Source organism: Paraburkholderia sp. (assembly GCF_047605525.1).
Lineage (GTDB): Bacteria > Pseudomonadota > Gammaproteobacteria > Burkholderiales > Burkholderiaceae > Paraburkholderia.
On sequence record NZ_JASGFN010000005.1, the window covers coordinates 68,250 to 92,297 of the forward strand.

At 62.6% G+C, this 24,048-nt stretch carries 23 protein-coding genes and 2 tRNA genes; 8 read left to right on the plus strand and 17 right to left on the minus strand.

The annotated features are described in order from the left end of the window. Positions 1-32 precede the first annotated feature (32 nt). Positions 33-647, minus strand: coding sequence for a response regulator transcription factor (locus QM685_RS08915; protein ID WP_415114865.1), 615 nt, complete (start codon positions 645-647; stop codon positions 33-35). Further along, complete coding sequence (locus QM685_RS08920) at positions 644-2,428, minus strand: CHASE domain-containing protein (RefSeq protein WP_415114867.1); 1,785 nt, start codon at positions 2,426-2,428, stop codon at positions 644-646. Before QM685_RS08920 ends, QM685_RS08915 begins: the two co-directional genes overlap by 4 nt. Positions 2,429-2,686: 258 nt before the next feature. Between QM685_RS08920 and QM685_RS08925 the strand changes: the two genes are divergently transcribed. Continuing rightward, positions 2,687-3,085, plus strand: a complete 399-nt coding sequence (locus QM685_RS08925) for a helix-turn-helix domain-containing protein (protein WP_415114869.1) — start codon at positions 2,687-2,689, stop codon at positions 3,083-3,085. A 34-nt stretch (positions 3,086-3,119) separates the two neighbouring features. Here the strand turns inward: QM685_RS08925 and QM685_RS08930 are convergent, their stop codons facing one another. Continuing rightward, entirely contained in the window at positions 3,120-3,395 is a 276-nt protein-coding gene (locus tag QM685_RS08930; RefSeq protein WP_415114871.1) for a hypothetical protein, read from the minus strand. Further along, entirely contained in the window at positions 3,392-3,619 is a 228-nt protein-coding gene (locus QM685_RS08935; RefSeq protein WP_415114873.1) for a hypothetical protein, read from the minus strand. Before QM685_RS08935 ends, QM685_RS08930 begins: the two co-directional genes overlap by 4 nt. Positions 3,620-3,699: 80 nt before the next feature. On the opposite strand from QM685_RS08935, the gene QM685_RS08940 reads away from it, so the two are divergent. Then, positions 3,700-4,347: a hypothetical protein gene (locus tag QM685_RS08940; RefSeq protein ID WP_415114875.1), complete on the plus strand. Its 648-nt coding sequence runs from the start codon at positions 3,700-3,702 to the stop codon at positions 4,345-4,347. A gap of 192 nt (positions 4,348-4,539) precedes the next feature. Beyond that, the gene (locus tag QM685_RS08945) at positions 4,540-5,391 is read left to right on the plus strand and encodes a hypothetical protein (protein ID WP_415114877.1); all 852 of its coding nucleotides are present in this window, start codon (positions 4,540-4,542) and stop codon (positions 5,389-5,391) included. A 33-nt stretch (positions 5,392-5,424) separates the two neighbouring features. Here the strand turns inward: QM685_RS08945 and QM685_RS08950 are convergent, their stop codons facing one another. Beyond that, complete coding sequence (locus QM685_RS08950; protein ID WP_415114879.1) at positions 5,425-6,216, minus strand: hypothetical protein; 792 nt, start codon at positions 6,214-6,216, stop codon at positions 5,425-5,427. A 265-nt stretch (positions 6,217-6,481) separates the two neighbouring features. Between QM685_RS08950 and QM685_RS08955 the strand changes: the two genes are divergently transcribed. Both QM685_RS08955 and trmB read left to right on the plus strand, forming a co-directional pair. After that, positions 6,482-6,555, plus strand: a tRNA-Gly gene (locus tag QM685_RS08955). A gap of 235 nt (positions 6,556-6,790) precedes the next feature. After that, a complete protein-coding gene (gene trmB / locus QM685_RS08960) occupies positions 6,791-7,579 on the plus strand; it encodes a tRNA (guanosine(46)-N7)-methyltransferase TrmB (protein WP_415114881.1) in 789 nt (262 codons plus the stop codon). A 70-nt stretch (positions 7,580-7,649) separates the two neighbouring features. Here trmB and QM685_RS08965 read toward each other — a convergent pair whose 3' ends face one another. The 3 genes from QM685_RS08965 to QM685_RS08975 all read right to left on the minus strand — a co-directional run bounded on the left by QM685_RS08965 (position 7,650) and on the right by QM685_RS08975 (position 9,558). Continuing rightward, the gene (locus QM685_RS08965; protein WP_415114883.1) at positions 7,650-8,486 is read right to left on the minus strand and encodes an undecaprenyl-diphosphate phosphatase; all 837 of its coding nucleotides are present in this window, start codon (positions 8,484-8,486) and stop codon (positions 7,650-7,652) included. Positions 8,487-8,578: 92 nt separating this feature from the next. Continuing rightward, positions 8,579-9,172 carry a DUF1439 domain-containing protein gene (locus tag QM685_RS08970; RefSeq protein ID WP_415114885.1) on the minus strand — a complete coding sequence of 198 codons (594 nt, stop codon included), beginning with the start codon at positions 9,170-9,172 and terminating at the stop codon, positions 8,579-8,581. 104 nt (positions 9,173-9,276) lie between these two features. Continuing rightward, positions 9,277-9,558 (minus strand): YkgJ family cysteine cluster protein, encoded by a 282-nt coding sequence (locus QM685_RS08975; protein WP_415115383.1) that lies wholly within the window; start codon positions 9,556-9,558, stop codon positions 9,277-9,279. A gap of 320 nt (positions 9,559-9,878) precedes the next feature. Here QM685_RS08975 and hemN point away from each other — a divergent pair, with 320 nt between their 5' ends. Next, positions 9,879-11,264, plus strand: coding sequence for an oxygen-independent coproporphyrinogen III oxidase (gene hemN, locus QM685_RS08980; RefSeq protein WP_415114887.1), 1,386 nt, complete (start codon positions 9,879-9,881; stop codon positions 11,262-11,264). A gap of 97 nt (positions 11,265-11,361) precedes the next feature. Beyond that, positions 11,362-11,446: transfer RNA gene (locus tag QM685_RS08985), tRNA-Leu, on the plus strand. 255 nt (positions 11,447-11,701) lie between these two features. Here QM685_RS08985 and QM685_RS08990 read toward each other — a convergent pair. Then, a complete protein-coding gene (locus tag QM685_RS08990) occupies positions 11,702-13,087 on the minus strand; it encodes an amino acid permease (protein ID WP_415114889.1) in 1,386 nt (461 codons plus the stop codon). Positions 13,088-13,297: 210 nt separating this feature from the next. On the opposite strand from QM685_RS08990, the gene QM685_RS08995 reads away from it, so the two are divergent. Then, on the plus strand, positions 13,298-14,185 hold the full coding sequence (locus tag QM685_RS08995) for an alpha/beta fold hydrolase (RefSeq protein ID WP_415114891.1): 888 nt from the start codon (positions 13,298-13,300) through the stop codon (positions 14,183-14,185). 55 nt (positions 14,186-14,240) lie between these two features. Here the strand turns inward: QM685_RS08995 and QM685_RS09000 are convergent, their stop codons facing one another. From QM685_RS09000 to QM685_RS09035, 8 genes are all read right to left on the minus strand, one after another. Further along, a complete protein-coding gene (locus QM685_RS09000; protein WP_415114893.1) occupies positions 14,241-15,074 on the minus strand; it encodes a M55 family metallopeptidase in 834 nt (277 codons plus the stop codon). Positions 15,075-15,084: 10 nt separating this feature from the next. Next, positions 15,085-16,173 carry a P1 family peptidase gene (locus QM685_RS09005; protein WP_415114895.1) on the minus strand — a complete coding sequence of 363 codons (1,089 nt, stop codon included), beginning with the start codon at positions 16,171-16,173 and terminating at the stop codon, positions 15,085-15,087. Further along, a complete protein-coding gene (gene gsiD / locus QM685_RS09010; protein ID WP_415114897.1) occupies positions 16,170-17,075 on the minus strand; it encodes a glutathione ABC transporter permease GsiD in 906 nt (301 codons plus the stop codon). Before gsiD ends, QM685_RS09005 begins: the two co-directional genes overlap by 4 nt. Positions 17,076-17,082: 7 nt before the next feature. After that, positions 17,083-18,003 carry a glutathione ABC transporter permease GsiC gene (gene gsiC, locus QM685_RS09015; RefSeq protein ID WP_415114899.1) on the minus strand — a complete coding sequence of 307 codons (921 nt, stop codon included), beginning with the start codon at positions 18,001-18,003 and terminating at the stop codon, positions 17,083-17,085. 96 nt (positions 18,004-18,099) lie between these two features. Next, positions 18,100-19,662 carry a glutathione ABC transporter substrate-binding protein GsiB gene (gene gsiB / locus QM685_RS09020; RefSeq protein ID WP_415114901.1) on the minus strand — a complete coding sequence of 521 codons (1,563 nt, stop codon included), beginning with the start codon at positions 19,660-19,662 and terminating at the stop codon, positions 18,100-18,102. A 109-nt stretch (positions 19,663-19,771) separates the two neighbouring features. Beyond that, a complete protein-coding gene (locus QM685_RS09025) occupies positions 19,772-21,694 on the minus strand; it encodes a dipeptide ABC transporter ATP-binding protein (RefSeq protein ID WP_415114903.1) in 1,923 nt (640 codons plus the stop codon). A gap of 50 nt (positions 21,695-21,744) precedes the next feature. Continuing rightward, a complete protein-coding gene (locus QM685_RS09030; RefSeq protein WP_415114905.1) occupies positions 21,745-22,734 on the minus strand; it encodes an isoaspartyl peptidase/L-asparaginase family protein in 990 nt (329 codons plus the stop codon). Further along, complete coding sequence (locus QM685_RS09035) at positions 22,731-23,855, minus strand: MurR/RpiR family transcriptional regulator (protein ID WP_415114907.1); 1,125 nt, start codon at positions 23,853-23,855, stop codon at positions 22,731-22,733. Before QM685_RS09035 ends, QM685_RS09030 begins: the two co-directional genes overlap by 4 nt. Positions 23,856-24,048 lie beyond the last annotated feature (193 nt).

The window sequence follows — 24,048 nt, forward strand, 5'->3', positions numbered from 1 at the left end:
AAAGAATGTGGAATCTACGGTATCAAGTTTCGCTAGTTGCTGCCGATAAGGCGCAGTCGGACCAGATCCGCGACTGATCCCGCTTCAAGTTTTTCGACCATGGACGAGCGATACGCCTCCACTGTTCGCAGCGACAGATGCAGGCGGTCAGCGATCACTTTATTCTGCAATCCGTCGCACACGAGATCGAACACGGAACGCTCTCTCGGCGTCAAACGGCTCACCCGTTCACGGGCATCGTCGATTTGCCGTCGCATGCCCTGCTGTTCCCTACCGCGATGAATAGCCGTTTGCAAACTCTCGATAAGTGCAGTCTCATCAATCGGCTTGGTCAGAAAATCCACCGCACCGGCACGGAATGCGCGGCGGCATTGCGCCATGTCGCCATGCCCGGTGATCAGGATAATGGGCAAACCACATCCCATCGCATTCAATCGTTCTTGCACGGCAAAGCCGTTCAATGCGGGCATTCGGATATCGAGCACGAGGCAACCGGTCTCGTCGCCCTTGAGGTTGGCGAGAAACGCAACGGGATCTCCGTAGCTCTTAACCTTTAAGCCAATGGAGCGAATCAAAAGGGCCAAGGCGTCACGCACCGCTGCATCATCATCGACTAGATAGACGACCGTTTCGTCGGTGGACGTCATGACAAGTTCCTTGGTTCGTTGATCGGCAAGATCAATTGAAATTCAGCGCCGGACGACATCGACGGATTTTCGATCACCGTCCCCCCGTAGGTTTCCGCAATAGATTGGCAGATAGTCAACCCAAGCCCCATGCCGTCCGCTTTGCTTGTGTGGAACGGATGGAACAGCATCTTACGCACATCTTGGGAAACGCCCGGCCCGGTATCGCGCACAAACAGCATTACTGACTTCTCATCATGTTTCAGTGCCAGCGACAGTAAGCGACTGCCTGTGGACATCGACTCCATCGCCTCAACCGCATTGCGGATCAGGTTAAGCACGATCTGCTCGATTTGAACGCTATCCGCAAGCACGTCGGGAATTTGCATAGGCATATCGACGTTGACCACGACCGAAGCCTGTCTTAACCACGGCTCGGCCAATGAGAGTGCGCTCTGCACGACCTTCCGCATATCCAGCAGAAGTACCTGAGCCGGACGCTTGCTGACGAAGGCTCGTAGCCGCACGATGATATCGGCTGCCCGCTTTGCCTGCCCCGACATAGATTTCATGGCACCTTCAATAGCCACAAGGTCGGGACTCGATTCTTGGAGCATGCGGACGCACGCCTGGTTGTAACTGAGAATCGCAGCCAACGGCTGGTTTAGCTCATGGGCAATTCCCGAGGCCATCTCACCCATCGTATGTAAGCGGGCAACCTGCTCCTGCTCTTCTCGCAGATACATGCGTCGCTCGTTCTCGCGAGCGCTCCGTCTACTCACGATCTGCTGCTGATAGATAACGAGCGCAAGCAGGCTGATGACGAGGGTGGCAACTAGTGCCAACGCAACTTGCAGCACCGGAACGATCTCCGCTCCAAGTTGCCGCCGTGTTTCAAAGACGAACGGCTGTATCTGGCTTGGCAGAGTCTTCCGATAGACGAATTCAGGCATGAATTGCCGGATCCATGCTGGACCAGGCTTGGCATCCACCTGATCAATCATGCCGTCCAGTTGATCGTAGTCGAAGCCCTGCTCGTAGATACGCATGGACACCAACGGCGACGGCGTCTCGTTGCGATTCAAGAATTTTCCAGTATGAATCAGCATTGACACCACCCGGGTCGCAAGTTGCGCCCTTGACGCTTGATCTTCCGGCGCGCTGACATAGACAGCCTTGAAGATCAGATACGCTCGCCCCCCTTCGTACAGATCGAATGGAGCAGAAATCGACGGTAGCCCCGTCCGAATCGTTTGATCTATAGCTGTTCGGAATTTGTCGTCAGCATATACATCCAATCCGAGAACCGGCATGGCCTCGTTGGTTTGAGGCTCCATAAACGTGATCGGATAATAGACTGGGCGGTCGGCGACCGGCCGCCATTTGCGCACACCACTATATCCGTAGTCTTTGACGATGTACTCGGGGTAGATTTTGGCCTTTGCCCATGTCTCGAATGCACGAAGATCCGCCCGCTCCACGCGCGGCTGCAACTCGATCATGTAAATGTGGGGATATCGGGCCAGCATCTGATGAGCGTAGTCGCGCAGCCCTGACGATTCGACCCCCGGAAACGTATGCAGAAGCGAATCAATCCCCGCGAGGACGGCCTCGTTCTGGTCAAGACGTTGCCGGATGATTTCGTAGGTCGCGGCACTTTGCGCAACGAATTCACTGCGCAAGCGCGCTACTTCCGATGCGATGAGCACTCCGATAGCGATCATCGCGATTGCCACCCAGCCGACAAGCACCGCAGCAACTGCTCTTACGGACGGGCGGTGATGCTTGAAGAGCAGCTTCATCAAAATCAGGCAAGTAGCTAGAGCCACCCATTGTAAGTGGAAGCCGGTCGTTGCTAATTGATGATTTGAGGGCACTGAACGGAGATAGGGCCGCGGTTGAAATCTGGCAGGAATAGACGAATCCGGCGCATCATCGCCGCGCTATTCCAGAACCCAACTCCACGAAGCGTAGAAAACTTTAATTATACAACCATATAGGAATATACATTCCACATAGGGCGTTCATCTGTTTTGGCATAGAGACCACCATTCTGTCCTATGCCAAACCGCTCCATTCCACAGCCTGACGACGCGCAAGATGCGCTTCTTGCCGCGCGCGTCGGCAAAGCGATAGCCGACCGACGACGCGCCAACGGACTGACACAGGCCCAGTTGGCGGAGATGATCGACCTTGAACAGGAAGCAATCAGCCGCTGGGAACGCGGAACCCGAGTGCCGACAATCCACCGTCTTCAGCAACTGAGTGATGCACTAGATTGCTCGGTCGATCAGCTATTGCAGCGGGGATCGAAACGTCCCAATGACCAGATGGCGAATATTGCGGAAGCGCTGAAGGGGCTTGATCCCGACGAACGCGCGCTCGTCGTAGATTTTGTGCAGCAGTTCACCGATATGCTCAGGTCGCGGCATTCGGGCAAGGGCCATCGACGCAAATAGCATTCGAGACTCGGCCCAATGCCATCCCTGTCGATCAATATTCGTCCGGAAACAGCAGTGTCGTCATGCTGCGATCTGCTTCGGTGATGATCCATACACGTTTGCCCGCGATGTCGTAGCTCGACAGGATGCGCGCACCATGCTCTACCGCAAACCGGTTCGCCGCTGCATCCTCGGACGGCACCATTCCCCAGTCACCGCAGGCGTGACGCATCAGATATGAAAACGCCGCGATGCGGTGATGTTCAAGATGCGCGAAGACGCCGCGCGTCGCGACAATCTCTCCAAGATGGAATAATGGTCGCGTCATTCTCGGGGCCCTCGATACGCGGCCCACGCCGACTCGATCAGCGATGACGACGCTTCACCAGATTCATATCCCGGCACATCCTCAAGAGACATCAGCAGCTTGTCGTCAAACTGCTCGCGAGAGAGGTTGCTTTCGAAAACATCACGAAGGGCAGCAACCAGTTCGCGAATCTGATCGGCAGTTAAGGGCGGGAGATCGCCGTGGTATGGTGGGGTATCGTTCATGCGAAGACTTTCCCGCCAACTTCGTTGTCTGGACAACAGAGGACGTTGCCCGCAACACCCGCTAGAAAAGAGAACGAATCGTGGATCTTGATCCGAGCATCATGGCCGGCTTCGGCATTTCAGAGCAAGACATTCAGTCGTTCACTGAATCGAACGCCGGACTGGCTGGAATCGACAAGTCACGATTGAGCAAATACTTGCTCTCACAATTAACCAGCGCGTGGAAGCATCGAACCATCAACACGTTTGCGATCACCGACGTAATCCAACAACTTGAAGGGCACGGTCCAAATCGCAGCAGCACTGCGAAACCACGCCCTTTCAAGCACGAACCTCTGCGTGGCCTATGGAAAGTTCATTTCTTCGATCCGCGCTTTCTTATGCGAAACATCGTCAACCAATGGGGCCTGTCTGGCCCGGAGAGTGACAAGTTCGATGAATTATGTGCGCACGTCGCAGCTGAGGAAAATGAAAATCCGTCCAAACTTGGCTGGCAAGGAAAGTTAGCTCACAAACTCGTGATCGAAGGCTACCAAGATCGCGCCGCCAAGCGAAAACTGACCGGTGAGTGGCTGATCTTCGGAGTGCAGGAGCAAAGGAACGTATATCTTGCTCTGTGCACTCATTCTGACGGTCCAGAACAAGATAGCGAGATATATAACGCCCTTCTTAGTCTGTGCGGAGAAGAATTCCCGGAAGCCTTTGCAACGGTTGCCAGTGGTAAATAAACGCTCGGTCGAAGGTCTGCTTCGGCCGTGCGCTATGCGTTTCGTTGTTGCTGTGCAGGCTTTCCGCACTGTCAGACCGCCCACACGCTGACTACGGGCGATAGCGCCCTCTCTATCGCCCGCCCACGCAAAAATCCGAGAACCTGTGCTGTAGAATTGGGCGTGCCCTAAAGCACAATGCGTGGAGGCTGGATGAATTCGGATAACAGCACGCCTAACCCGATCGTTCCAACGGATTCGGCCGTCGATCAAATCAGGACTCAGCTCGAAAAGCTAAACCCGAGCACTAAACGCCGCATCCTTGAAAAGTTTGCTTTGGCGGCGCTCGGGAGCATCCCATGGGTCGGCGGATTCATCAGCGCCCTCGCGAGCATGAAGACCGAAGAGGCCGGTTTGCATGCATCATCTCTCCAGACGCAATGGCTCAAAGAACATCAAGCCAAGATGGAGACCCTCAGTGCGACCATGCAAGAGATCGGTCGTCGATTCGAGGCAATCGGCGATGACATCGATGAGCGGCTCGCGAGCGACGAATATCTAGACATCGTGCGGAAGGCCTTTCGCACTTGGGACAAAGCCGACACCGAAGAAAAGCGTCGTTATGTGGCAAACCTCGTGACGAATGCTGCTGGAACACGACTGTGTTCCGATGACGTTGTTCGGCTTTTTATCGACTGGTTGGACACCTATCACGAATCGCATCTTGCTGTAATTCGCGAAATTTTTAGCAATCCCGGCTCAACGCGATTTGATATCTGGACCGCGATTTACGGCAACGTCGTTCGCGAGGACTCGGCGGAGGCTGACCTATACAAGCTGCTGATCCGTGACCTGAGTACAGGTGGTGTCATCCGACAAGCACGTGACACTAATTCCGATGGCCAATTCCTGCGCAAGCAAACAGCGAGGAAGCCGCCGGGACCAGCCGCTTCCACCGTTGAATCAGCCTTCGAGAGCAGCAAGCAATATGTACTTACCGAGCTTGGCAAACAGTTCGTTCACTACTCTATGAACGAAGTAGTACGGCGCGTATCAAGCGAATGACTGTCCGCGTCAAATATTCAGGCACGGTAACGATTAGGCTTGCTGCGGACCGTTAGCCTTTACTCTCGCCGCCATCTTGTCTCGAAGCGATTGGACAACTGAAGCAAAACGCGCCGCCGCAGCTACGAGGTCCGAAGCCTTCTTAGGGTCGGCATCGATCATTGAAGCTCGGAACGATTTTTTCTTCAAATCACTCTCCCAAGGAGCAGCATCCGGCAGTTTATCCAACTCCTCAAGCAATCCCGCAGCAATGCACTCTTGGGTCTCCACTGTGTTGAGTTTGCCGAATAGTTTGTCGGCCTTTGCGTCCCAGTCAACCAATTTATCAACCGCCCCGTTGAACGTCTTAAGGTCGATCGCGCGGCTCGGAATATTCGGCTCCGACACTGCCAAACGAACGACATCAAGCTCCCCCAACAACGCGTCTACGCGACCAAATACCCCTTTGCGCTTCTCAATGCTAATTCGGTCGCAGTAAGCCGTTCGCGTCCTGAAAATCAGCTCCTGGTTCGCACTTTGAGCCAACATCGTGGCGTCTTTCGAAATTTGGTCCACGCCGGAACGGAACGAACCGTAGGCTGAAACGCCTGCCACGATGGTGGAAGCGGCTGCACCAATAACAATTATTCGAGTCTTAAGGCTTCCTTCCTCAAACTCAATCTTTACGTGAACGTCATCTCCCAAGAAGAAGAATTTAGCGCGCTCTTCCATAAAGGATGTAATCTCGCTTTTCAACTTCGTGAGCTTTGCCTTATCCTTGAAGATGTCGATCTCGAGATGCGTGTATGCCTCGCAGAGAATTTCTTCATCGATGTAGTTTGCCAACTCTGACCCCGTCTGTTATTTCTTTTGGTTCTGGACCGCTTCGTACGATCTCGAAAATACCACAGCCCGCTCCCGTTGTATTGCAGGTCAGCATTAAGCCCTCGCAAAATGCCCCGCCGGACTGAGCGGAGACGAACAGCCTCGCGATCGATCGACCCGCCGCAGCGTATCCAGCAAGAATTTCCGAAGTGGATACACTTTTCACCCCACTTCACACGATCCCGCCTCCCCAAACGGCTCAAACCCCTGTAAAATAGCGCGCTCCGCGGGCGTCGTATAATGGTAATACCCTAGCTTCCCAAGCTAGAGCCGTGGGTTCGATTCCCATCGCCCGCTCCACTTTCCATCTGAGCTCAGCGCAATCCAGCAAGAGCCGCCTCCCTGAAGGCGGCTTTTTTGTAGTGGCACCCGCCGGACAAAGCGCGCGACAAAAAGCGCTGCGCCCTGCCCGAAGGCCGTACGGCTCACGCCATTCGTAGGCTTCGGACCACGCGGCGCGCACCGCGAAACGGCAAACCGCCCACGGCCTCGCCACGCAAGCCACGAAGCCCTCACCCTTGCAGCAGCATCGACGATGATCCACGATCCAAACGACTCCGGCCTGCCGGACGAACTCCCGACGCCCGCGAGCACAGCCGCGGACCAGCCCGCCGACGACACGCCCGGCGCAACATCCGGAAACACACTCCACCACCGCCGCATCCGCAGCTTCGTCACGCGCGCAGGCCGCGTGTCGACCGGCCAGCGCCGCGCGCTCGACGAACTCGGCCCGCGTTTCGTGCTGCCCTTCGCGCCGCAACAGCCCGACTGGAATGTCGTGTTCGGCCGCGAGGCGCCGCGCGTACTGGAAATCGGTTTCGGCATGGGCGCGACCACCGCGGAAATCGCGGCGCAACGTCCCGACGACGATTTCCTCGGCATCGAAGTTCACGAGCCCGGCGTCGGCGCGCTGCTGAAGCTGATCGGCGAGCAGTCGCTGACGAACATCCGCATCATCCAGCACGACGCGGTCGAAGTGCTCGAACAGATGATCGCGCCAGACAGCCTCAACGGCGTGCACATCTTCTTTCCGGACCCGTGGCACAAGGCGCGCCATCACAAGCGCCGGCTGATCCAGCCGAAGTTCGTCGCGCAACTCGTGTCGCGCCTGAAGCCCGGCGCATATCTGCATTGCGCGACCGACTGGCAGAACTACGCCGAGCAGATGCTCGAAGTGCTCGGCGCCGATCCGCTGCTCGAAAACACCGCCGACGGCTACGCGCCACGCCCAGCCTACCGTCCGGTGACGAAGTTCGAGCGGCGCGGTTTGCGGCTCGGTCACGGTGTGTGGGATCTCGTGTTCCGCAAGCGCGACGCGGCGTAACGCGAACGCGGCAACCCAACGAAAAAGGTCTGCAAACGCAGACCTTTTTTCATTGCACGGACAGCGAACCTCAATCCGCCCAGCTCAACCCGCCGCTATACCCGATCAGCAGAATCAGCAGGCCGAAGCCGATCCGGTACCACGCGAACACGGTGAAGTCGTGCGACGCGACATAGCGCAGCAACCAGCGCACGCAGATAAACGCACTCACGAACGCCGCCACGAAACCGAGCGCGAAGCTGCCGAGCGCATCGGTCGTGAGCAGGTGCCAGTCCTTGTACAACTCGTAGGCGGTCGCGCCGAACATAATCGGAATCGCGAGAAAAAACGAAAACTCGGTGGCGACGCGACGCTCCAGTCCGAACAGCATCCCGCCGATGATCGTCGCGCCCGAGCGCGAGGTGCCCGGAATCAGCGCGAAGCACTGCGCGAGGCCGACCTTCAGCGCATCGAGCGGGCCCAGATCATCGACGCTGCGCACCCGCACCGCTGCTTCGCCGCGCGCGCGCTGACGTGCTTCGGCCCACAGGATCACAACGCCGCCCACGACCAGCGCAAACGCGACCGGCACCGGCGAAAACAGCGCCGCCTTGATCGATTTCTCGAACAGCAGGCCGAGGAGGATCGCCGGAATCGTCGCGATGATCACGTTCAGCGCGAAGCGGCGCGCGTCGGGCCGGCTCGGCAAACCGATCACGACATCGCCGATGCGGCAGCGAAACTCCCAGCACACGGCGAGAATCGCGCCGAGCTGGATCACGACATCGAAGGTTTTCGCGTGATCGTCGGAGAAATCGAGCAGGCTGCCGACGACGATCAGATGACCGGTGCTCGACACCGGCAAGAATTCCGTCAAACCCTCGACGACGCCGAGAATCAGCGCTTTGCAAGCCAATAACCAGTCCATCCGTGCCCCTTATCGCGGTAGGTTGTCACAACGAACAGGGCCCGCATGGAGGTGATCCAGGCATGCGCGGCCCTGCCGGCCGCGCGCACGTGTCATTTTTCGACGATCTGCACGCGTATGCCGTTTGTAAGGATGGTGATTGTACCGGGTTCGTAATTCACGCCGGCAAATTGCAGTTGCTCGGGCTTGAACGTGTAGATCGGATAGTTGCTCAGCAATTGCGTGGCGAGCAGTGCCGCGGCGGCGTTGATCTGCTGCGTGTACATCTGCGCCTGACCGCTCACGCTGACGTTGTCGACATTCGGCGCTTTGAGGATCACCGAGCGGCTGGCCGGGTCGTACGCGAGTTCGCTCGACAGCGTGAACACGCCATCGACCGGCTGCTGCAGGAACGGGCTCGCAAAGCGCGCGTCGAGCTGCACCGATACGCGGTTCGCATCGGGCAGCAAGCCCACCACCGGATTGGACAACGCGACGTCGAACACCTGCGACACCGTGCGCTGATAGGGGAATTTGCGTTGTACCGCCTCTTGCACCTGCTGCTTCGAGAACGTGTAGTGCGACGGGATGAATGGAAACGTCGAGCTTGCGCAAGCCGCAAGCGAAATGGTGATGCCGAGCACGCTGCAGCCGGTCAGCGCGGCGCGCAGAAAGCGGCGCCGGGTGGGCGCTGCGGGTCGAGTCATGCGAAATCTCCTATGGAAACCCTTGCGGACATCTTGCTTGCGTTTGCCTGATGCGGTTCGGTCGCGCGACCACCTCGATGACGGGCGCCACGCGTTAGAGACGGTTAGCGACGGGATAGAGGTTGCGGCTGCGTTTGCGCCTCGAGTTGCGTGAGCCATGCGAGCGCTTCGCCACGGTTCGCGCCGCACATCTCGCGTTGCGGCTGCAGCCCCGAGCAGCACGCGGGCCGCTCCGGCCGGCCGAAGATCGTGCAGCGCAGATCGTCGCCGAGTTGCACACAGCGCACGCCCGCCGGCTTGCCGTTCGGCATGCCCGGAATCGGGCTCGAAATCGACGGCGCGATACAGCAGGCTCCGCAATCGGGGCGGCACGCGTGACCGGCCACCTGAAACGGCGACTCGGGTTGCGCGGTAACTGCGTTCGCCCTCGCCTCTTTCACCCCGGCACTTCCCGATCCGCTGTTCAACTCTTGATCCACGTCATCCTTCCTGAACTGAAACCTTGGCAACGCGTTGCCAGACCTGCATTGTGCCACTGCACTTTCCGTGCGACCTTTTTACACAATCGAGGCGATGAGCGCTCACTTAGACTCGAAAGCTCCGAAAGGCCTTGCATGAAAGACGCCGCTTCCGCCGCCCCGCGGCAACTTCGCTGTGCTGCCTCATGACGCGCTCCGCGCAACGGCCCAACCGCCACGAGTTATCCATGTCCCTCGCCGACTCGCTATTTCGTCCCGATCTCCTTGCCCGCTACAGCGCGAACGGTCCACGCTATACGTCCTATCCGACCGCGCCGCAGTTTCGCGATACGTTCGACCCCGCCGACTATCGACGCGCCGCCGCCGACCCGGGCGCCGCGTCGACCGATCTGTCGCTCTACTTCCACATTCCGTTCTGCGACACCGTGTGCTTCTACTGCGGCTGCAACAAGGTCGCGACGAAGAATCGCGCGCATGCGCGTCCGTACGTCGAGCGGTTGAAACGCGAAATCAGCCTGCAGGCAGCGTGTTTCGACACGCGGCGGCCGGTGTCGCAACTGCATTGGGGCGGCGGCACGCCGACCTTTCTGTCGCACGATGAAATGGCGGAGCTAATGGCCGCGACGCGTGAGCATTTCACGCTGCTGCCCGACGATGAAGCCGAATATTCGATCGAGGTCGATCCGCGCGAAGCGTCGCCCGATACCATCGCGCTTCTGCGCCGCCTCGGCTTCAACCGGCTGAGCCTCGGCGTGCAGGACTTCGATCCGCGCGTGCAGCAGGCGATCAACCGCATTCAGCCGTTCGAAATGACCGAGTCGGTGATGCAGGCCGCGCGCGCCGCGGGTTTTCATTCGATCGGCGTCGATCTGATTTACGGCCTGCCGCATCAAACTGTCGCGAGCTTCAGCCGCACGCTCGACACGATGCTCGCACTCGCGCCGGACCGCCTCTCGGTGTTCGCGTACGCGCACATGCCGCAGCTCTTCAAGATGCAGCGCCAGATGGACCCCGCGACGCTGCCGTCGCCCGCCGAGCGGCTCGCGCTGCTGCAACGGGTGGTCGAACGTCTGACGGAGGCGGGCTATGTCTATATCGGCATGGATCACTTCGCGCTGCCCTCCGACGAACTCGCGCGCGCACAGGCGCAGCGTTCGTTGCATCGCAATTTCCAGGGCTATAGCACGCGGGCCGAATGCGATCTGATCGGCTTCGGCGCATCGTCGATCGGCAAGGTCGGTGACGTGTACGCGCAGAACGCGAAGGACCTGCCAGCTTATGCTGAAGCGATCGACGCGGACCGGCTCGCGATTGCGCGCGGCATCCGCCTGTCCGCCGACGACCGTTTGCGGCGCGACGTGATCACGCAGATCATGTGCAATCTCGAAGTGCGCTTCGACGAACTGGAAGCCGCATACGGCATCCGCTTCGCCGGGACGTTCGCACCGGAACTCGCGCGCTTGCGCGGCTTCGAGGAAGATGGACTGATCGCGCTCGGTGCCCGCAAGCTCGAAGTGCAAATGGCTGGACGCATGCTCGTGCGCAATATCGCGATGGTGTTTGACCGCTATCTCGGCGAGCAGACGCTCGAACGGTTTTCTCGCACGGTGTGAAGCCGGTCCGCCAGCCGCGCGGCGGGCGAAAGCAATCGGCTTGCCCGCCGATCGATTTTCGGCCATAATCTGCGGCTTCTGCATTTACGCAGAACCTGCCCAGGTGGTGAAATTGGTAGACGCAGGGGACTCAAAATCCCCCGCCGCAAGGCGTGCCGGTTCGATTCCGGCCCTGGGCACCATCAAAAAGATCTTCCCGACTTTCAATCGTCCGGAAGACATCGTCAGCCCCTAGCAGTCCCATCTGTCTCCCCCACCAGAAACGTTGGCTCCTCGCGAAAAATACCGCGCGACGCAAAGCCTTTAAATAATCGCCCGACACCATCGGCATAGGCCGACTTCGCACCGAGCGATCGGACGGAGATTACCGATTCGTGAAAATCGGCCCGTAAAAAAACCAGGCCGCCACCCCCCGCATCATACAAATCGGCATCTATCTATCTGCCCGCCACCCCGATACCGCCACCCACACCCTCGCGCCGCCGCTTGATCACATACCCACCCCACATCAGCACGAGCCACGCAGGCACCAGCCACACCGACACCGACAACCCCGGCGTCAACGCGAGAATCACGAGGATCAGCGCCATGAACGCGAGGCAGATCCAGTTGCTGACCGGGAACCAGAACGAGCGGAACACCAGCGTTTCGCCGGCGGCCACCATCGCCTTGCGCGACTTCAGATGGGTGAGGCTGATCAGCGCCCAGTTCAGCACCAGTGCCGCGACCACGAGCGACATCAACAGGCCCAGCGCCTCGGCCGGAATCACGTAGTTGATGATCACGCACGCGAACGTCGCGAGCGCGGACAAGCCGATCGCCATGTACGGAACGCCGCGCCGGTCGACTTTCAGCAGCGCGCGCGGCGCGTTGCCCTGCTCCGCGAGACCGTACAGCATGCGGCTGTTCGCATACACGCCGCTGTTGTACACCGACAGCGCGGCGGTCAGCACCACCACGTTCAGCACGTTCGCGGTGAGCGTCGAGCCGATCTGCGAGAAGATCATCACGAACGGGCTGCCGCCCGCCGCCACCTCGTTCCACGGATACAGCGACAGCAGCACCGCGAGCGAGCAGATATAGAAAATCAAAATCCGCAGGATCACCTGGTTGACCGCTTTCGGAATGCTCTTTTGCGGCTCGGCGGCCTCGGCGGCCGTAATGCCGATCAGCTCGAGCCCGCCGAACGAGAACATGATCACCGCGAGCATCATGAAGAGCCCGTGAAAGCCGTGCGGGAAGAAGCCGCCGTGGCTCCACAGGTTCGCGACCGATGCCTGCGGGCCGCCGTGACCGCTCACCAGCAGATAGCCGCCGAACAGGATCATGCCGATCACCGCGACGACCTTGACGATCGCGAACCAGAACTCGGTTTCGCCGTAGGCCTTCACGTTGGCGAGGTTAATCGCGTTGATGATCGCGAAGCACACCAGCGCCGACACCCAGGTCGGCACGCTCGGCCACCAGTAATGCACGTAGGTGCCGACCGCGGTCAGCTCGGCCATGCTGACGAGCACGTACAGCACCCAGTAGTTCCAGCCCGACAGGAAGCCGGGAAAGTCGCCCCAGTATTTGTAAGCGAAGTGGCTGAACGATCCGGCGACCGGCTCCTGCGCGACCATCTCGCCGAGTTGCCGCATGATCATGAACGCGATCACGCCGCCGATCGCGTAGCCGAGAATCATCGACGGACCGGCCGCCTGCAACACGCTCGCGGAGCCGAGAAAGAGACCCGTGCCGATCGCGCCGCCCAGCGCGATCAACTGGATGTGGCGATTCTTGAGCCCGCGCTTCAGGCCCTGTTGCTGCTGTGCACTATTCATTGCGCCCTGCTGTATGGAGATCGACCACCGGCCCGCACGCATGATCCGGCCCGGCAAAACCGATAATTTTACGCCGGCCGATATTCATCAGACATTCGGTGCAACCCCCGTTGGTTCTGCTCCGCACTTAAGCGCGCCGATTCTTATTGTCATGGGAATCGCGCTTCGGTATGTTGCCGTAGTCGAACTCTCAGCCTGCGGAGACTCAACATGCTGCCTGAACGTCTGCTTTGCGGCGCCGTTTTGTGCCTCTGCTTCGCGGGCGCGACGGCGCTCGCGCAAACCACTCCGGCCGCCGCGCCAGCCGCCAGCCCACCGTCCGCGGAGCAGCCGGCCAACGAACCGGCTACCCCACCCGCAACCGAAGCGGGCGGCAAGCCCGCTGCCGCGCCGCTCACCGGCCCCGTGCGCAACATCGTGCTGGTGCATGGCGCGTTCGTCGACGGCTCGAGCTGGAACGGCGTGGTCGCGAAGCTGCAGCAAAAGGGCTATCACGTGAGCTCGGTGCAGAACCCGCTCACGTCGCTCGCCGACGACGTCGCCGCGACCCGCCGCGTGCTCGCGCGCGAGAACGGTCCGGTGCTGCTGGTCGGGCATTCGTGGGGCGGCGTCGTGATCACCGAGGTCGCGGGGAATGCGCCGAACGTCGCCGGGCTCGTGTACGTGGCCGCGCTCGCGCCCGACATGCACCAATCGGCGATGGACGTGCTGAAACAGGGAACGCCGATGCCGGCCGGCCAGAGCATCAGCGCGGACGCGAACGGTTTTCTGTGGCTCGACCGCGCGCACTATCACAACGACCTCGCGGCCGACGTGCCGCAGACCGTCACGCGTGTGCTCGCGGCCGCGCAGGTGCCGATCGCGGCGCAGGCGTTCAACGAACCGGTCGATCAGGTTGGCTGGAAAGACAAGCCGTCGTGGTACGTGCTGACGACGAAAGACCGCGCGGTGTCGCCCGCGCTGCAGAAAATGATCGCCGAGCGGATCGGCGCGAAGGTGGTGCCGGTCGCGTCGAGCCATCTCGTGCCGGTGTCGCATGCGGGCGCGGTGGCCGATGCGATCGACCGCGCGGCGCGTGAGTTGAGCCGGCAGCAATAGAGCGCATCGGTCTGCATCGGTCGGCCCGCGTGCAAGCGCCAGCGTCGCCGGCCGCTCAACGCAGCATGAACGACATCGCCGACAGGCAGTTCAACATCCGCACCGCATGCTCGGCCGACGCCGCGCTAAAGCGCAGCGTCACGCCATCGACGCGCGTGAGCGTCGGCCATTGGCAAAACAGATCGGCGAGCCCGCTCGTCTGCACACGCAGTTCACACTCGACCGCTTGTGCCCGCGCACGCGTTGCTTGCGGCGCGCGGCCCGCGTCGAGGTGCTGTAGCACCACGTCGTGCGCGGCATCGCGAAGCGCCTCGCGCACGCTCGCGGGCGATTGCGTCACACCGCTCGCATGCCCGCTGGCGCGCTTCGTGACGACGAAGCGCGCGCCCGGAAAGCGCGGCGCGGTTTCCTCGGCGAACACGTCGTCGCCCGATAAAAGCGCGACACGTGCGCCATATTCCTCGGCGAGCGCGCCGTACAACCCCGCTTCGCCGAGTTCGACACCATTGAACGCGACACGCGCGAACGCAAAGCTGTTGATCGTGTGCGCGAGGATGCCGTGCGTTTGCGCCTTCGCGTGATAGCCGATCATGAACACGAGCGCCGCGCCGTATTCGAGCCCGGCCATCATGCCGAGCGTGCGCGGCTTGCCGAGCACGATCCGCGCGCGCGGATCGAGCAGGTCGGGCAGCAGGTTGCGAAAGCCGCCGTGCGAATCGTTGACCCATACGTCGGTCGCGCCGCCCGCGAACGCACCTTCGATCGCGGCGTTGGCTTCGAACGTCATCCAGCGGCGCGCGGCTTCGTATTCGCCGTTGCCCGCGTGCGTCTGCTCGGGATGGAAGACACCGGCCACGCCTTCGATGTCGGTGGAAACGAGAACTTTCATTGCGGAGTAGTCAGCAGGTAGCAGTCAGCAGTTGGGCAAGATCCGGCACGCTGTCGCGCAGCGACAGGCGTTGATGGCCGTCGCGGCCGGTCACGGATTCGGCGCTCCACAACGCATCGACGATCGCCTGCTCGACGCTGTCCGCGCAGGCGCGAAACAGCGGATCGAGGCAGTGATCGGCGACGAGCGGCGGCAGCGTGACGAAGTCGGCGCCGTGCGGCACCGTATACGCGCTCGAGAACGCGAGCGCGATATCGCCGCTGCCGTGGCCGTACACCGAGCCGGTGCGCGCGAGGCCGGCCGCCGCGCGCAACGACAGGCGCTTGAGCTGACGCGCGTCGAGCGGCGCGTCGGTGGCGACGATCATGATGATCGAGCCTTGCTCGGGCTTCGCGGCGCTAGCGGCACTGGCGGCGACCGCAGCCGCGCGTTCGGCCAGCACGCGGCCGAGCGGCGTGCCGTCGATCGTCAGCATCGGCAGACGGCCGAAGTTCGCGAGCACGAGCGCCCCCACGGTGTAATCGCGCCCCGCCGCGCTGACCACACGCGACGCGTTGCCGATCCCGCCCTTCAGATCGAAGCACGACATCCCGCGCCCCGCGCCGACCGCACCGCTTGCCACATCGCTGCCGGCGGCATCGAATGCTTCGTCGAAATGCTGCCCGCTAACGGCGAGCGCCTGGATATCGTTCAGATACCCGTCGTTGCATTCGAACACGAGCGGATTGACCGTCGACCATTCGCGGCCGATGCGTGGATTCGCGCGGATCGCCGCCCGGATCTGCGCCTGCGCGAGCGCGCCGACGCCGAACGTGTTGGTCAAGGCGATCGGCGTCTCCAGCGTGCCGAGTTCGTCGAGCTGCACGAGCCCGACGCTCTTGCCGAAGCCGTTGATGACCGACGCCGCCGCGGGCACCTTGTCGACGAACGGATCGCCCCGGTGCGGACGGATCACCGTCACGCCGGTTTGCAGCGCGCCGTCGGCGAGCGTGCAATGCCCGACTGTGACGCCCGCCACGTCCGCTATCGTGCCGAGCGCGCCGGCGGGCAACTGGCCGATATGCGGCGCGCGCAACACGGAAGAATCGAACACGCTCATGGACGGTCCAGCTTCGGATCGAGCGCGTCGCGCAGACCGTCGCCGAGCAGGTTGAACGCGAGCACGGTCAGGAAGATCGCGAGACTCGGAAACAGCGCGATGTGCGGCGCCGTCACCATGTCGGCGCGCGCCTCGTTGAGCATCGCGCCCCACTCGGGGGTCGGCGGTTGCGCGCCGAGACCGAGAAACGACAGGCTCGCCGCGGTGATGATCGACGTGCCGATGCGCATCGTCAGATACACGACGACCGACGAAATCGTGCCCGGCAGAATATGCCGCACGATGATCGTCCAGTCCGACGCGCCGATGCTGCGCGCCGCCTCGATATAGGTGAGCTGCTTGAGCATCAGCGTATTGCCGCGCACGAGCCGCGCGAACGCCGGAATGCTGAAGATCGCGACCGCGCAGATCACGTTGATCATGCCGTTGCCGAGAATCGCGACCACGCCGATCGCGAGCAGAATGCCGGGGAACGCGAACAGCACGTCGGCGACACGCATCGTGATGCGGTCCCACCAGCCTTCGTAGTAGCCGGCCAGCAGGCCGAAGAACGTGCCGATCACCGCGCCGATCGCAACCGACAGAAAGCCCGCCTCGAGCGAAATGCGCGAACCGACGAGGATGCGGCTGAAGATATCGCGGCCCAGCGAATCGACGCCGAACCAGTGCGCGGCCGACGGCCCCGCGTTCAGCGCGTCGTAGTCGAAGAAGTTCTCCGGATCGTACGGCACGATATGCGGCGCGACGATCGCGACCACGATCAGCAGCAGTACGAACACGCCGGCGATCATCGCGACATGCTGCTTGCGGAATTTGCGCCAGAACTCGCTCCACGGGGTGCGGATCGCGCGTTCGGCGGGCGTGGCGTTGGCCTCGTTCGGCCCGGTGGCAGTGGTGCTCATGCGGGCCTCACTTGAAACGGATAGTCGGGTTGATCACGGCGTACAGCACATCCACGATCAGATTGATGATGATGAATTCGAGCGAGAACAACAGCACCTCGGCCTGAATGATCGGGTAGTCGCGCATCGATACGGCATCGACGAGCAGGCGCCCGAGGCCCGGCCAGTTGAACACCACCTCGACGACGATCGAGCCGCCCAGCAGAAAGCCGAACTGCAAGCCCATCATCGTGACGACGGGAATCAGCGCGTTGCGCAGGCAATGCTTGACGATCACGAGCCGCTCGGGCACGCCCTTCGCGCGCGCGGTGCGCACGAAATCCTCGTGCATCACTTCGACGAACGACGCGCGCGTGAAGCGCGCCATCACCGCCGCGACCGCCGCGCCGAGCGTCAGCGACGGCAGCACGTAGCTGCGCCACGAACCGTCGCCGACGATCGGCAGCCAGCCGAGTTTCACCGAGAAGATTTCCATCAGCAGCATGCCGAGCGCGAATGCCGGAAACGAAATACCCGACACCGCGAGCGTCATCCCCAACCGGTCGGGCCAGCGGTTGCGCCACACCGCCGACACGATGCCGAGCGCCATGCCGAACACGACCGCCCACACCATGCTCGCGATCGTCAGCCACAGGGTCGGCATGAAGCGCTCGGCGATTTCCTCGCTCACCGGCCGCTTGCTGCGCGTCGAGGTGCCGAAGTCGCCGTGCGCCATCCGCCAGAAGAAACGCACGAACTGCTGCGGCAGCGGCTTGTCGAGGCCGAGGTCGGAGCGCACCAGCGCGACGGTCGCCTCGTCCGCTTCGGGACCGGCGGCGAGCCGCGCCGGATCGCCCGGCAGCAGATGCACGAAGAGGAACACCAGCACGGCGACGATGAAGAGCGTCGGCAGCAGGCCAAAGAGACGTTTGACGAGAAAGTTCAGCATGAAACCAGTCCGGCAAGGATGCGGGCAACGGAGAATCGAATGCGGCGGCAGACGGGCGGCGGTAAGTGCAGCCGCGACTGCCGCACGATCAGCGCATCACTTGATCGCGATCTCGTCGAAATTGAACGAGCCGTCCGGCGCGACGTACGCACCCGACAGACGCTTGCTGCGCGCGTACACGACCTTCTCCTTGACGAGGAAGATCCACGGCGCGTCGGCCCAGATGCGCTTTTGCGCATCCGTGTAGAGCGCGGCCTTCTGCGTGCGGTCGGTGGTTTCGAGCGCCTTCTTCAGATCACTGTCGACGGTGTCATTCTTGTAATACGCGGTGTTGACCATCTTCGGCGGGAACGAGTAGCCGGCGAGCAGCGGGCTGATCGCCCAGTCGGCTTCACCGGTCGACGACGACCAGCCCGCGTAGTACATGCGCACCGGCGCGCTCGCCGGGTCCTGCGCGCTTTCGACCCTGGCCACGCGCTGGCCCGCCTCCAGCGCCTCGACGCTCGCCTTGATGCCGACCTGCGCGAGCTGCTGCTGCACGAACTGGATCACCTTCTGCGCGGTCGAGTAGTTATACGCGGACCACAGCGTGGTTTCGAAACCGTTCGGATAGCCGGCTTCCTTCAGCAGCTCGCGCGCCTTCGCCGGATCGTACGGCCAGGGGCCGAGCTTCGTCGCGTAATCGACGCCCTGCGGCACCACGCCTTCGGCCGGCGTCGCATAGCCGGCGAACGCGACCTTCGTCAGCGCTTCCTTGTTCACCGCGTAGTTCAGCGCTTCGCGCACCTTCAGGTTGTCGAAGGGCTTCTGGTTCATGTTCAGGCTGATGTAGCGCTCGATGATCGACGGCGCCGCGATCAGATCGACCTTCGGGCTCGACTGCAATTGCGCGGCCTGCTCGAACGGCACCTGGAACGCGAAGTCCGCTTCGCCGGTGCGCATCAGCGCGGCGCGCGTGTTGTTGTCGACGACCGGCTTCCAGTCGATCGCATCGATCTTCGGATAACCCTTCTTCCAGTAGCCGGCGAACTTCTTCACCGTCAGGTCGCCCGCCGGGTCCCACTTCACGAGTTCGAACGGGCCGGTGCCGACCGGATGGAACGCGATGTCCTTGCCGTACTTCTTCAGCGCGTCCGGCGAAATCATCACCGCCGACGGATGCGCGAGCACGTTGATGAACGCGGAGAACGGCGCCTTCAGCGTGATGCGCACCGTGTACGGATCGACCACCTCGGTCTTCTCGATGCGGTTGAACATGTTGTAGCGCTTCAGCTTGTTCGCCGGATCGGTCACGCGGTCGAAGTTCGCCTTGACCGCCGCCGCGTTGAAGTCGGTACCGTCCTGGAACTTCACACCGTGGCGCAGCTTGATCGTGTAGACGCGCGCGTCGGGGCTCGCCTCATAGCTGTCGGCGAGCACATTGACGAGCTTCATGTCCTTGTCGAAGCCGAACAGCCCCTGGTAGAACGACTTCGCGACCGCTTGCGACAGCGTGTCGTTCGCGTCGTACGGGTCGAGCGTCGTGAAGGTCGACGCGACGGCCATCACGGCCGTGGTTTCGGCGTACGCCGGATTGCCCGCGAGCATCGCGAACACCACCGCGCCGCCGCTGACCAGCGCGCGCAAACGAAACGGAGAAGACGGGACCAGCAGGTTCATGAGGTTGCTCCAGGCTGCGAGATGAAACGTGGTTAAGGGTGCGACAGGGTCGTTGTGGTTGGCTTGTGGTTCAGTACTTGTGTTTCAGTGCTGCTACTTTGGTCTCTACTCAATACGCGCCGCCCACGCGATGCCGCGCGACGAAATGATCCGGTCCCACCGCGACGAGCGGCGCAATGGCCGGATCGTCGTGCAGCGCGCGGATCGGACTCGGAATGTCGTCGGCGGCGAGCATGCGCTTCGCGTGACGGCGCGCGGGATCGGCGACCGGCACCGCGCTCATCAGCTTCTTCGTGTACGGATGCTGCGGCGCCTCGAACACCGCGCGGCGCGGACCGATCTCGACGATCTGGCCGAGATACATCACCGCGACGCGATGGCTGATACGCTCGACGACCGCCATGTCGTGCGAAATGAACAGATACGCGACACCGAGTTCGCGCTGCAGGTCGAGCATCAGATTGACGATCTGCGCCTGCACGGAGACATCGAGCGCGGACACGGATTCGTCGGCGATCACGACTTTCGGGTTCAATGCGAGCGCGCGCGCAATCGCGATGCGCTGGCGCTGCCCGCCGGAAAATTCATGCGGATAGCGGCGCGCGGCCTCGGCCGGCAAGCCGACCTTTTCGAGCAGCCACGCAACCCGCGCCTGTGCCTCGGCACCCTGCGCGACACCATGCACGAGCAGCGGCTCCATGATCGAAAAGCCCACCGTCAAACGCGGATTCAGCGACGCGAACGGGTCCTGGAAAATAAACTGGATGTCGCGCCGCAGCGCCTGCAGCGCGGGCCCGGTCAGCGAACTGATGTCCTTGCCGCCGAATTCGATCGACCCGCTCTGGCTTTCCACCAGGCGCAGCAGCGAGCGGCCCGTGGTCGACTTGCCGCAGCCGGATTCGCCGACGAGCGCGAGCGTTTCGCCGGGCCGCAGATCGAAGCTGACTTTCTCGACCGCATGCACGCGGCCCGTCACGCGGCCGAACAGGCCGCTTCTGACCGGAAAGCGCGTGACGAGATCACGCACGCGCAGAATCGGCGGCGTGTCTTCGCGCACGGGCGGCTGCGCTTCTTCGGCGACCGCGGCGGCCGGCTCGACACCCTCTTCGGTACCGCTCAGGCTCGCGTCGGCGACGGTCAGGATCGGGAAGCGCGCCGGCTGATCGGTGCCCTGCATCGAGCCGAGACGCGGCACCGCGGCAAGCAGCGCCTTCGTATATGGATGCGACGGCGCGGCGAACAGCGCGTCCGCCGCGCCCTCCTCCACTTTCTCGCCGCGATACATCACGAGCACGCGGTCGGCCACTTCGGCGACCACGCCCATGTCGTGCGTGATAAAGATCACGCCCATGTTCATCTCGTCCTGCAAGCCGCGGATCAGTTGCAGGATCTGCGCCTGGATCGTCACGTCGAGCGCGGTGGTCGGCTCGTCGGCGATCAGCAGCGCGGGCTTGCACGACAGCGCCATCGCGATCATCACGCGCTGGCGCATGCCGCCCGACAGTTGATGCGGAAAGCGCGCGGCCACGCGTTTCGCTTCCGGAATCCGCACGAGTTCGAGCAGGCGCACGGTTTCGGCGCGCGCGGCCTCGCGGCTCTTGCCCTGATGCAGCGCGATCGCCTCGCCGATCTGATCGCCGACCGTGAAGACCGGGTTGAGCGAGGTCATCGGCTCCTGGAAAATCATCGCGATGTCGGCACCGCGAATCGCGCGCATCGTGCCGGACGACGCTTTCGCGAGATCGAGCACGCTGCCGTCACGGCGCCGGAACGCGATGCTGCCGCCGGCGACGCGGCCGCCGCCGTGCTCGATCAGTCGCATCAGCGCGAGCGACGTGACCGATTTGCCGGAGCCCGATTCGCCGACGATCGCCAGCGTCTCGCCGCGCTCGACCGTCAGCGACAGATTGCGCACCGCGTTGAAGGTCGAGCCGCCGCTGCGGAACGCGACCGTCAGATCGTCGACCGCGAGCACGCGTTGCGGCGGCAAGGTTTCGATAAGCGGGCGGGCGGTGTGCGATGAAGTCGGCACGGTGGTTCCTTTGAATTCGGTTCAGGCGCTCACGCAATCCAGGCAAACAGCTAGCGATAGATCGCCGTCACCGGCGCTTCGCCATGCCGCGCGAACCCGCGATACATGCCCTCGGTATTGAACGGCAGCGTGACGTTGCCGCGTGCGTCGACGGCAATCAGGCCGCCGCGTCCGTCGATCTTCGGCAGGCGGTTCATCACGACGTCGTGCGCGGCCTGTTCGAGCGAGACCTCGCGGTAGGCCATCTGCGCGGCGACGTCATAGGCGGCGACCATGCGCATGAACATTTCGCCGGAGCCGGTGGTCGACACCGCGCAGGTCGCGTCGTCCGCGTAGCAGCCCGCGCCGATCAGCGGCGTGTCGCCGACGCGCCCGACCTGCTTGTTGGTGACGCCGCCCGTCGACGTCGCCGCGGCCAGGTGGCCGTGCCGGTCGAGCGCGACCGCGCCGACGGTGCCGAACTTGCGGTTCGGATCGATCGGCTCGTGCGGCATCGGATCCTGGCTCGCCGAAGCCGCGGCCGCGAGCGTCGCGCCGTCGTGGTCGAGCATCGGGCGCTGCTGCTCGCGCGCGATCTGCCATTGACGATGCCGCGCCTCGGTATCGAAGTAGCTGCTATCGACGAACTCGAGCCCCTGCGCGGCCGCGAACGCCTCCGCGCCTTCGCCGGTGAACAGCACGTGCTCGCTGCGCTCCAGCACGCGGCGCGCGGCCAGAATCGGATTGCGCACGCGCTTCACGCAGCAGACGGCGCCGGCGTCGAGCGTGCGGCCGTCCATGATCGCGGCATCGAGCTCGTGCGTGCCGGCCGACGTGTAGACCGCGCCGTGGCCCGCGTTGAAGAGCGGGCAGTCTTCGAGCAGACGCACCGCTTCGCTGACCGCGTCGAGCGCGCTGCCGCCGTCGGCGAGCACGCGCTGGCCGGCGCTCAGGATCGCGTTGAGCGCCGCGTGATATTCGGTTTCGGCGCTGGCCGACAGCGACGCGCGCAGGATCGTGCCTGCGCCGCCGTGAATGGCAATGACTGCGTTGGAGTTCATCGTCTGGATCGTGGAGTACGGGTTGTTCGGGTATTGCGGGAAATGGCGGCGGCTTCGGCGGCTTTGGGTTCAGCGCGGTGAGTTGGGGTGGCCTTGGCCTCGGCGGCTTCGGCTTCGATACCTTTGGCTTCGATACCGTTGACGCCTTTGGCGCGCCTCGCCTTCCCGTCTCTCGCGCGTGCGTTCCTGCTCACCGCGCGCGCCGGTTCATTCGCCGCGCCTGCCGAACCGCTTTGCGGATCGAACAGCCACGGCAGCACGAATTCGCTGACGTCGGCAGCCGCCTTCACCGAGCGTTGCGCGCGATACGCGACCGCGTCGCACAGCGCCTCGATCACGGCCAGCACGGCCGAGTCGGCATTCGACGCGAGCCGCCGGTCGGCGCGGACATACAGCGCGAGGTCCGCGAACTGCGCGAGCGGCGAGCGCGGACCGTCGGTGAGCGCGAGCACGCGTGCGCCGCGGCCGACCGCGCGGCGCGCGAGTTCGATCGTGTCTTCGACGTAACGCGGAAACGCGATGCCGATCACCAGATCGCCCTCGTTCGTGCGCACCAGATTCCGCGCCGCATGCGATGGGCCGCCGGCCAGCGCGAGCGAGCGCACGTTGTCGTGATACGGCAGCAGCGCGTGCTCCATCAGGCCCGCGAGAAACGCGCTCGCGCCGAAGCCGATCACCAGAACGCGGCGCGCGGCGATGATCGCGTCGACGGCGGCGTCGGCGCTCGCGCGGTCGATCGACGTGCGCGTCGCGTGCAGATTGTTGGCCGCCTGCTCGAGCGATGCGTCGACCAGATCGTCGGTGGCCGCGAGCGATTCCTGCGCGCTGCGCAGCCGCTCGACCGGCGCGAGCGTCGCCTCGAAGCCGCGCACCAGCGCCTCACGAAACTGCGGGTAGCCGTCGAAGCCGAGCGCGCGCGCAAAGCGGTTCGCGCTCGCCACCGACGCGCCGACCACGCTCGCCAGTTCGTCGATCCGCATCGTCGCGGCGCGAAACAGATTGGCCAGCACGTATTCGCCCATGCGCCGGTGGATCGGCGTGAGCGTCGGCATCGCCGCGACGATGCGCGCGGCAATGGCCTGCTCGGCGGGATTCGAAACAGCGGACGGGCGATGAATCATGCAGGGGGACAAACGCGATTGCTCTATTCGGAGTGGATGAAAGTATATTTACACAGAACCCGTCCAGAAAAAAATTCATTTTCATATTTGAGGGTTTTCACTGACGAAACCTCATCAGACAAGGGGTTTCGCCTCTCCCGCGACGCTGCCGCGCGATGAAAATGAATTTTCATCGCGGCGGCTTGCGGTGCGC

Coding starts and splice junctions, on each gene's coding strand:
- QM685_RS08915 (WP_415114865.1), bottom strand. CDS start 647: ATGACGTCCACCGACGAAACGGTCGTCTATCTAGTCGATGATGATGCA.
- QM685_RS08920 (WP_415114867.1), bottom strand. CDS start 2,428: ATGAAGCTGCTCTTCAAGCATCACCGCCCGTCCGTAAGAGCAGTTGCT.
- QM685_RS08925 (WP_415114869.1), top strand. CDS start 2,687: ATGCCAAACCGCTCCATTCCACAGCCTGACGACGCGCAAGATGCGCTT.
- QM685_RS08930 (WP_415114871.1), bottom strand. CDS start 3,395: ATGACGCGACCATTATTCCATCTTGGAGAGATTGTCGCGACGCGCGGC.
- QM685_RS08935 (WP_415114873.1), bottom strand. CDS start 3,619: ATGAACGATACCCCACCATACCACGGCGATCTCCCGCCCTTAACTGCC.
- QM685_RS08945 (WP_415114877.1), top strand. CDS start 4,540: ATGAATTCGGATAACAGCACGCCTAACCCGATCGTTCCAACGGATTCG.
- trmB (WP_415114881.1), top strand. CDS start 6,791: ATGATCCACGATCCAAACGACTCCGGCCTGCCGGACGAACTCCCGACG.
- QM685_RS08965 (WP_415114883.1), bottom strand. CDS start 8,486: ATGGACTGGTTATTGGCTTGCAAAGCGCTGATTCTCGGCGTCGTCGAG.
- QM685_RS08970 (WP_415114885.1), bottom strand. CDS start 9,172: ATGACTCGACCCGCAGCGCCCACCCGGCGCCGCTTTCTGCGCGCCGCG.
- hemN (WP_415114887.1), top strand. CDS start 9,879: ATGTCCCTCGCCGACTCGCTATTTCGTCCCGATCTCCTTGCCCGCTAC.
- QM685_RS08990 (WP_415114889.1), bottom strand. CDS start 13,087: ATGAATAGTGCACAGCAGCAACAGGGCCTGAAGCGCGGGCTCAAGAAT.
- QM685_RS08995 (WP_415114891.1), top strand. CDS start 13,298: ATGCTGCCTGAACGTCTGCTTTGCGGCGCCGTTTTGTGCCTCTGCTTC.
- QM685_RS09000 (WP_415114893.1), bottom strand. CDS start 15,074: ATGAAAGTTCTCGTTTCCACCGACATCGAAGGCGTGGCCGGTGTCTTC.
- QM685_RS09005 (WP_415114895.1), bottom strand. CDS start 16,173: ATGAGCGTGTTCGATTCTTCCGTGTTGCGCGCGCCGCATATCGGCCAG.
- gsiD (WP_415114897.1), bottom strand. CDS start 17,075: ATGAGCACCACTGCCACCGGGCCGAACGAGGCCAACGCCACGCCCGCC.
- gsiC (WP_415114899.1), bottom strand. CDS start 18,003: ATGCTGAACTTTCTCGTCAAACGTCTCTTTGGCCTGCTGCCGACGCTC.
- gsiB (WP_415114901.1), bottom strand. CDS start 19,662: ATGAACCTGCTGGTCCCGTCTTCTCCGTTTCGTTTGCGCGCGCTGGTC.
- QM685_RS09030 (WP_415114905.1), bottom strand. CDS start 22,734: ATGAACTCCAACGCAGTCATTGCCATTCACGGCGGCGCAGGCACGATC.
- QM685_RS09035 (WP_415114907.1), bottom strand. CDS start 23,855: ATGATTCATCGCCCGTCCGCTGTTTCGAATCCCGCCGAGCAGGCCATT.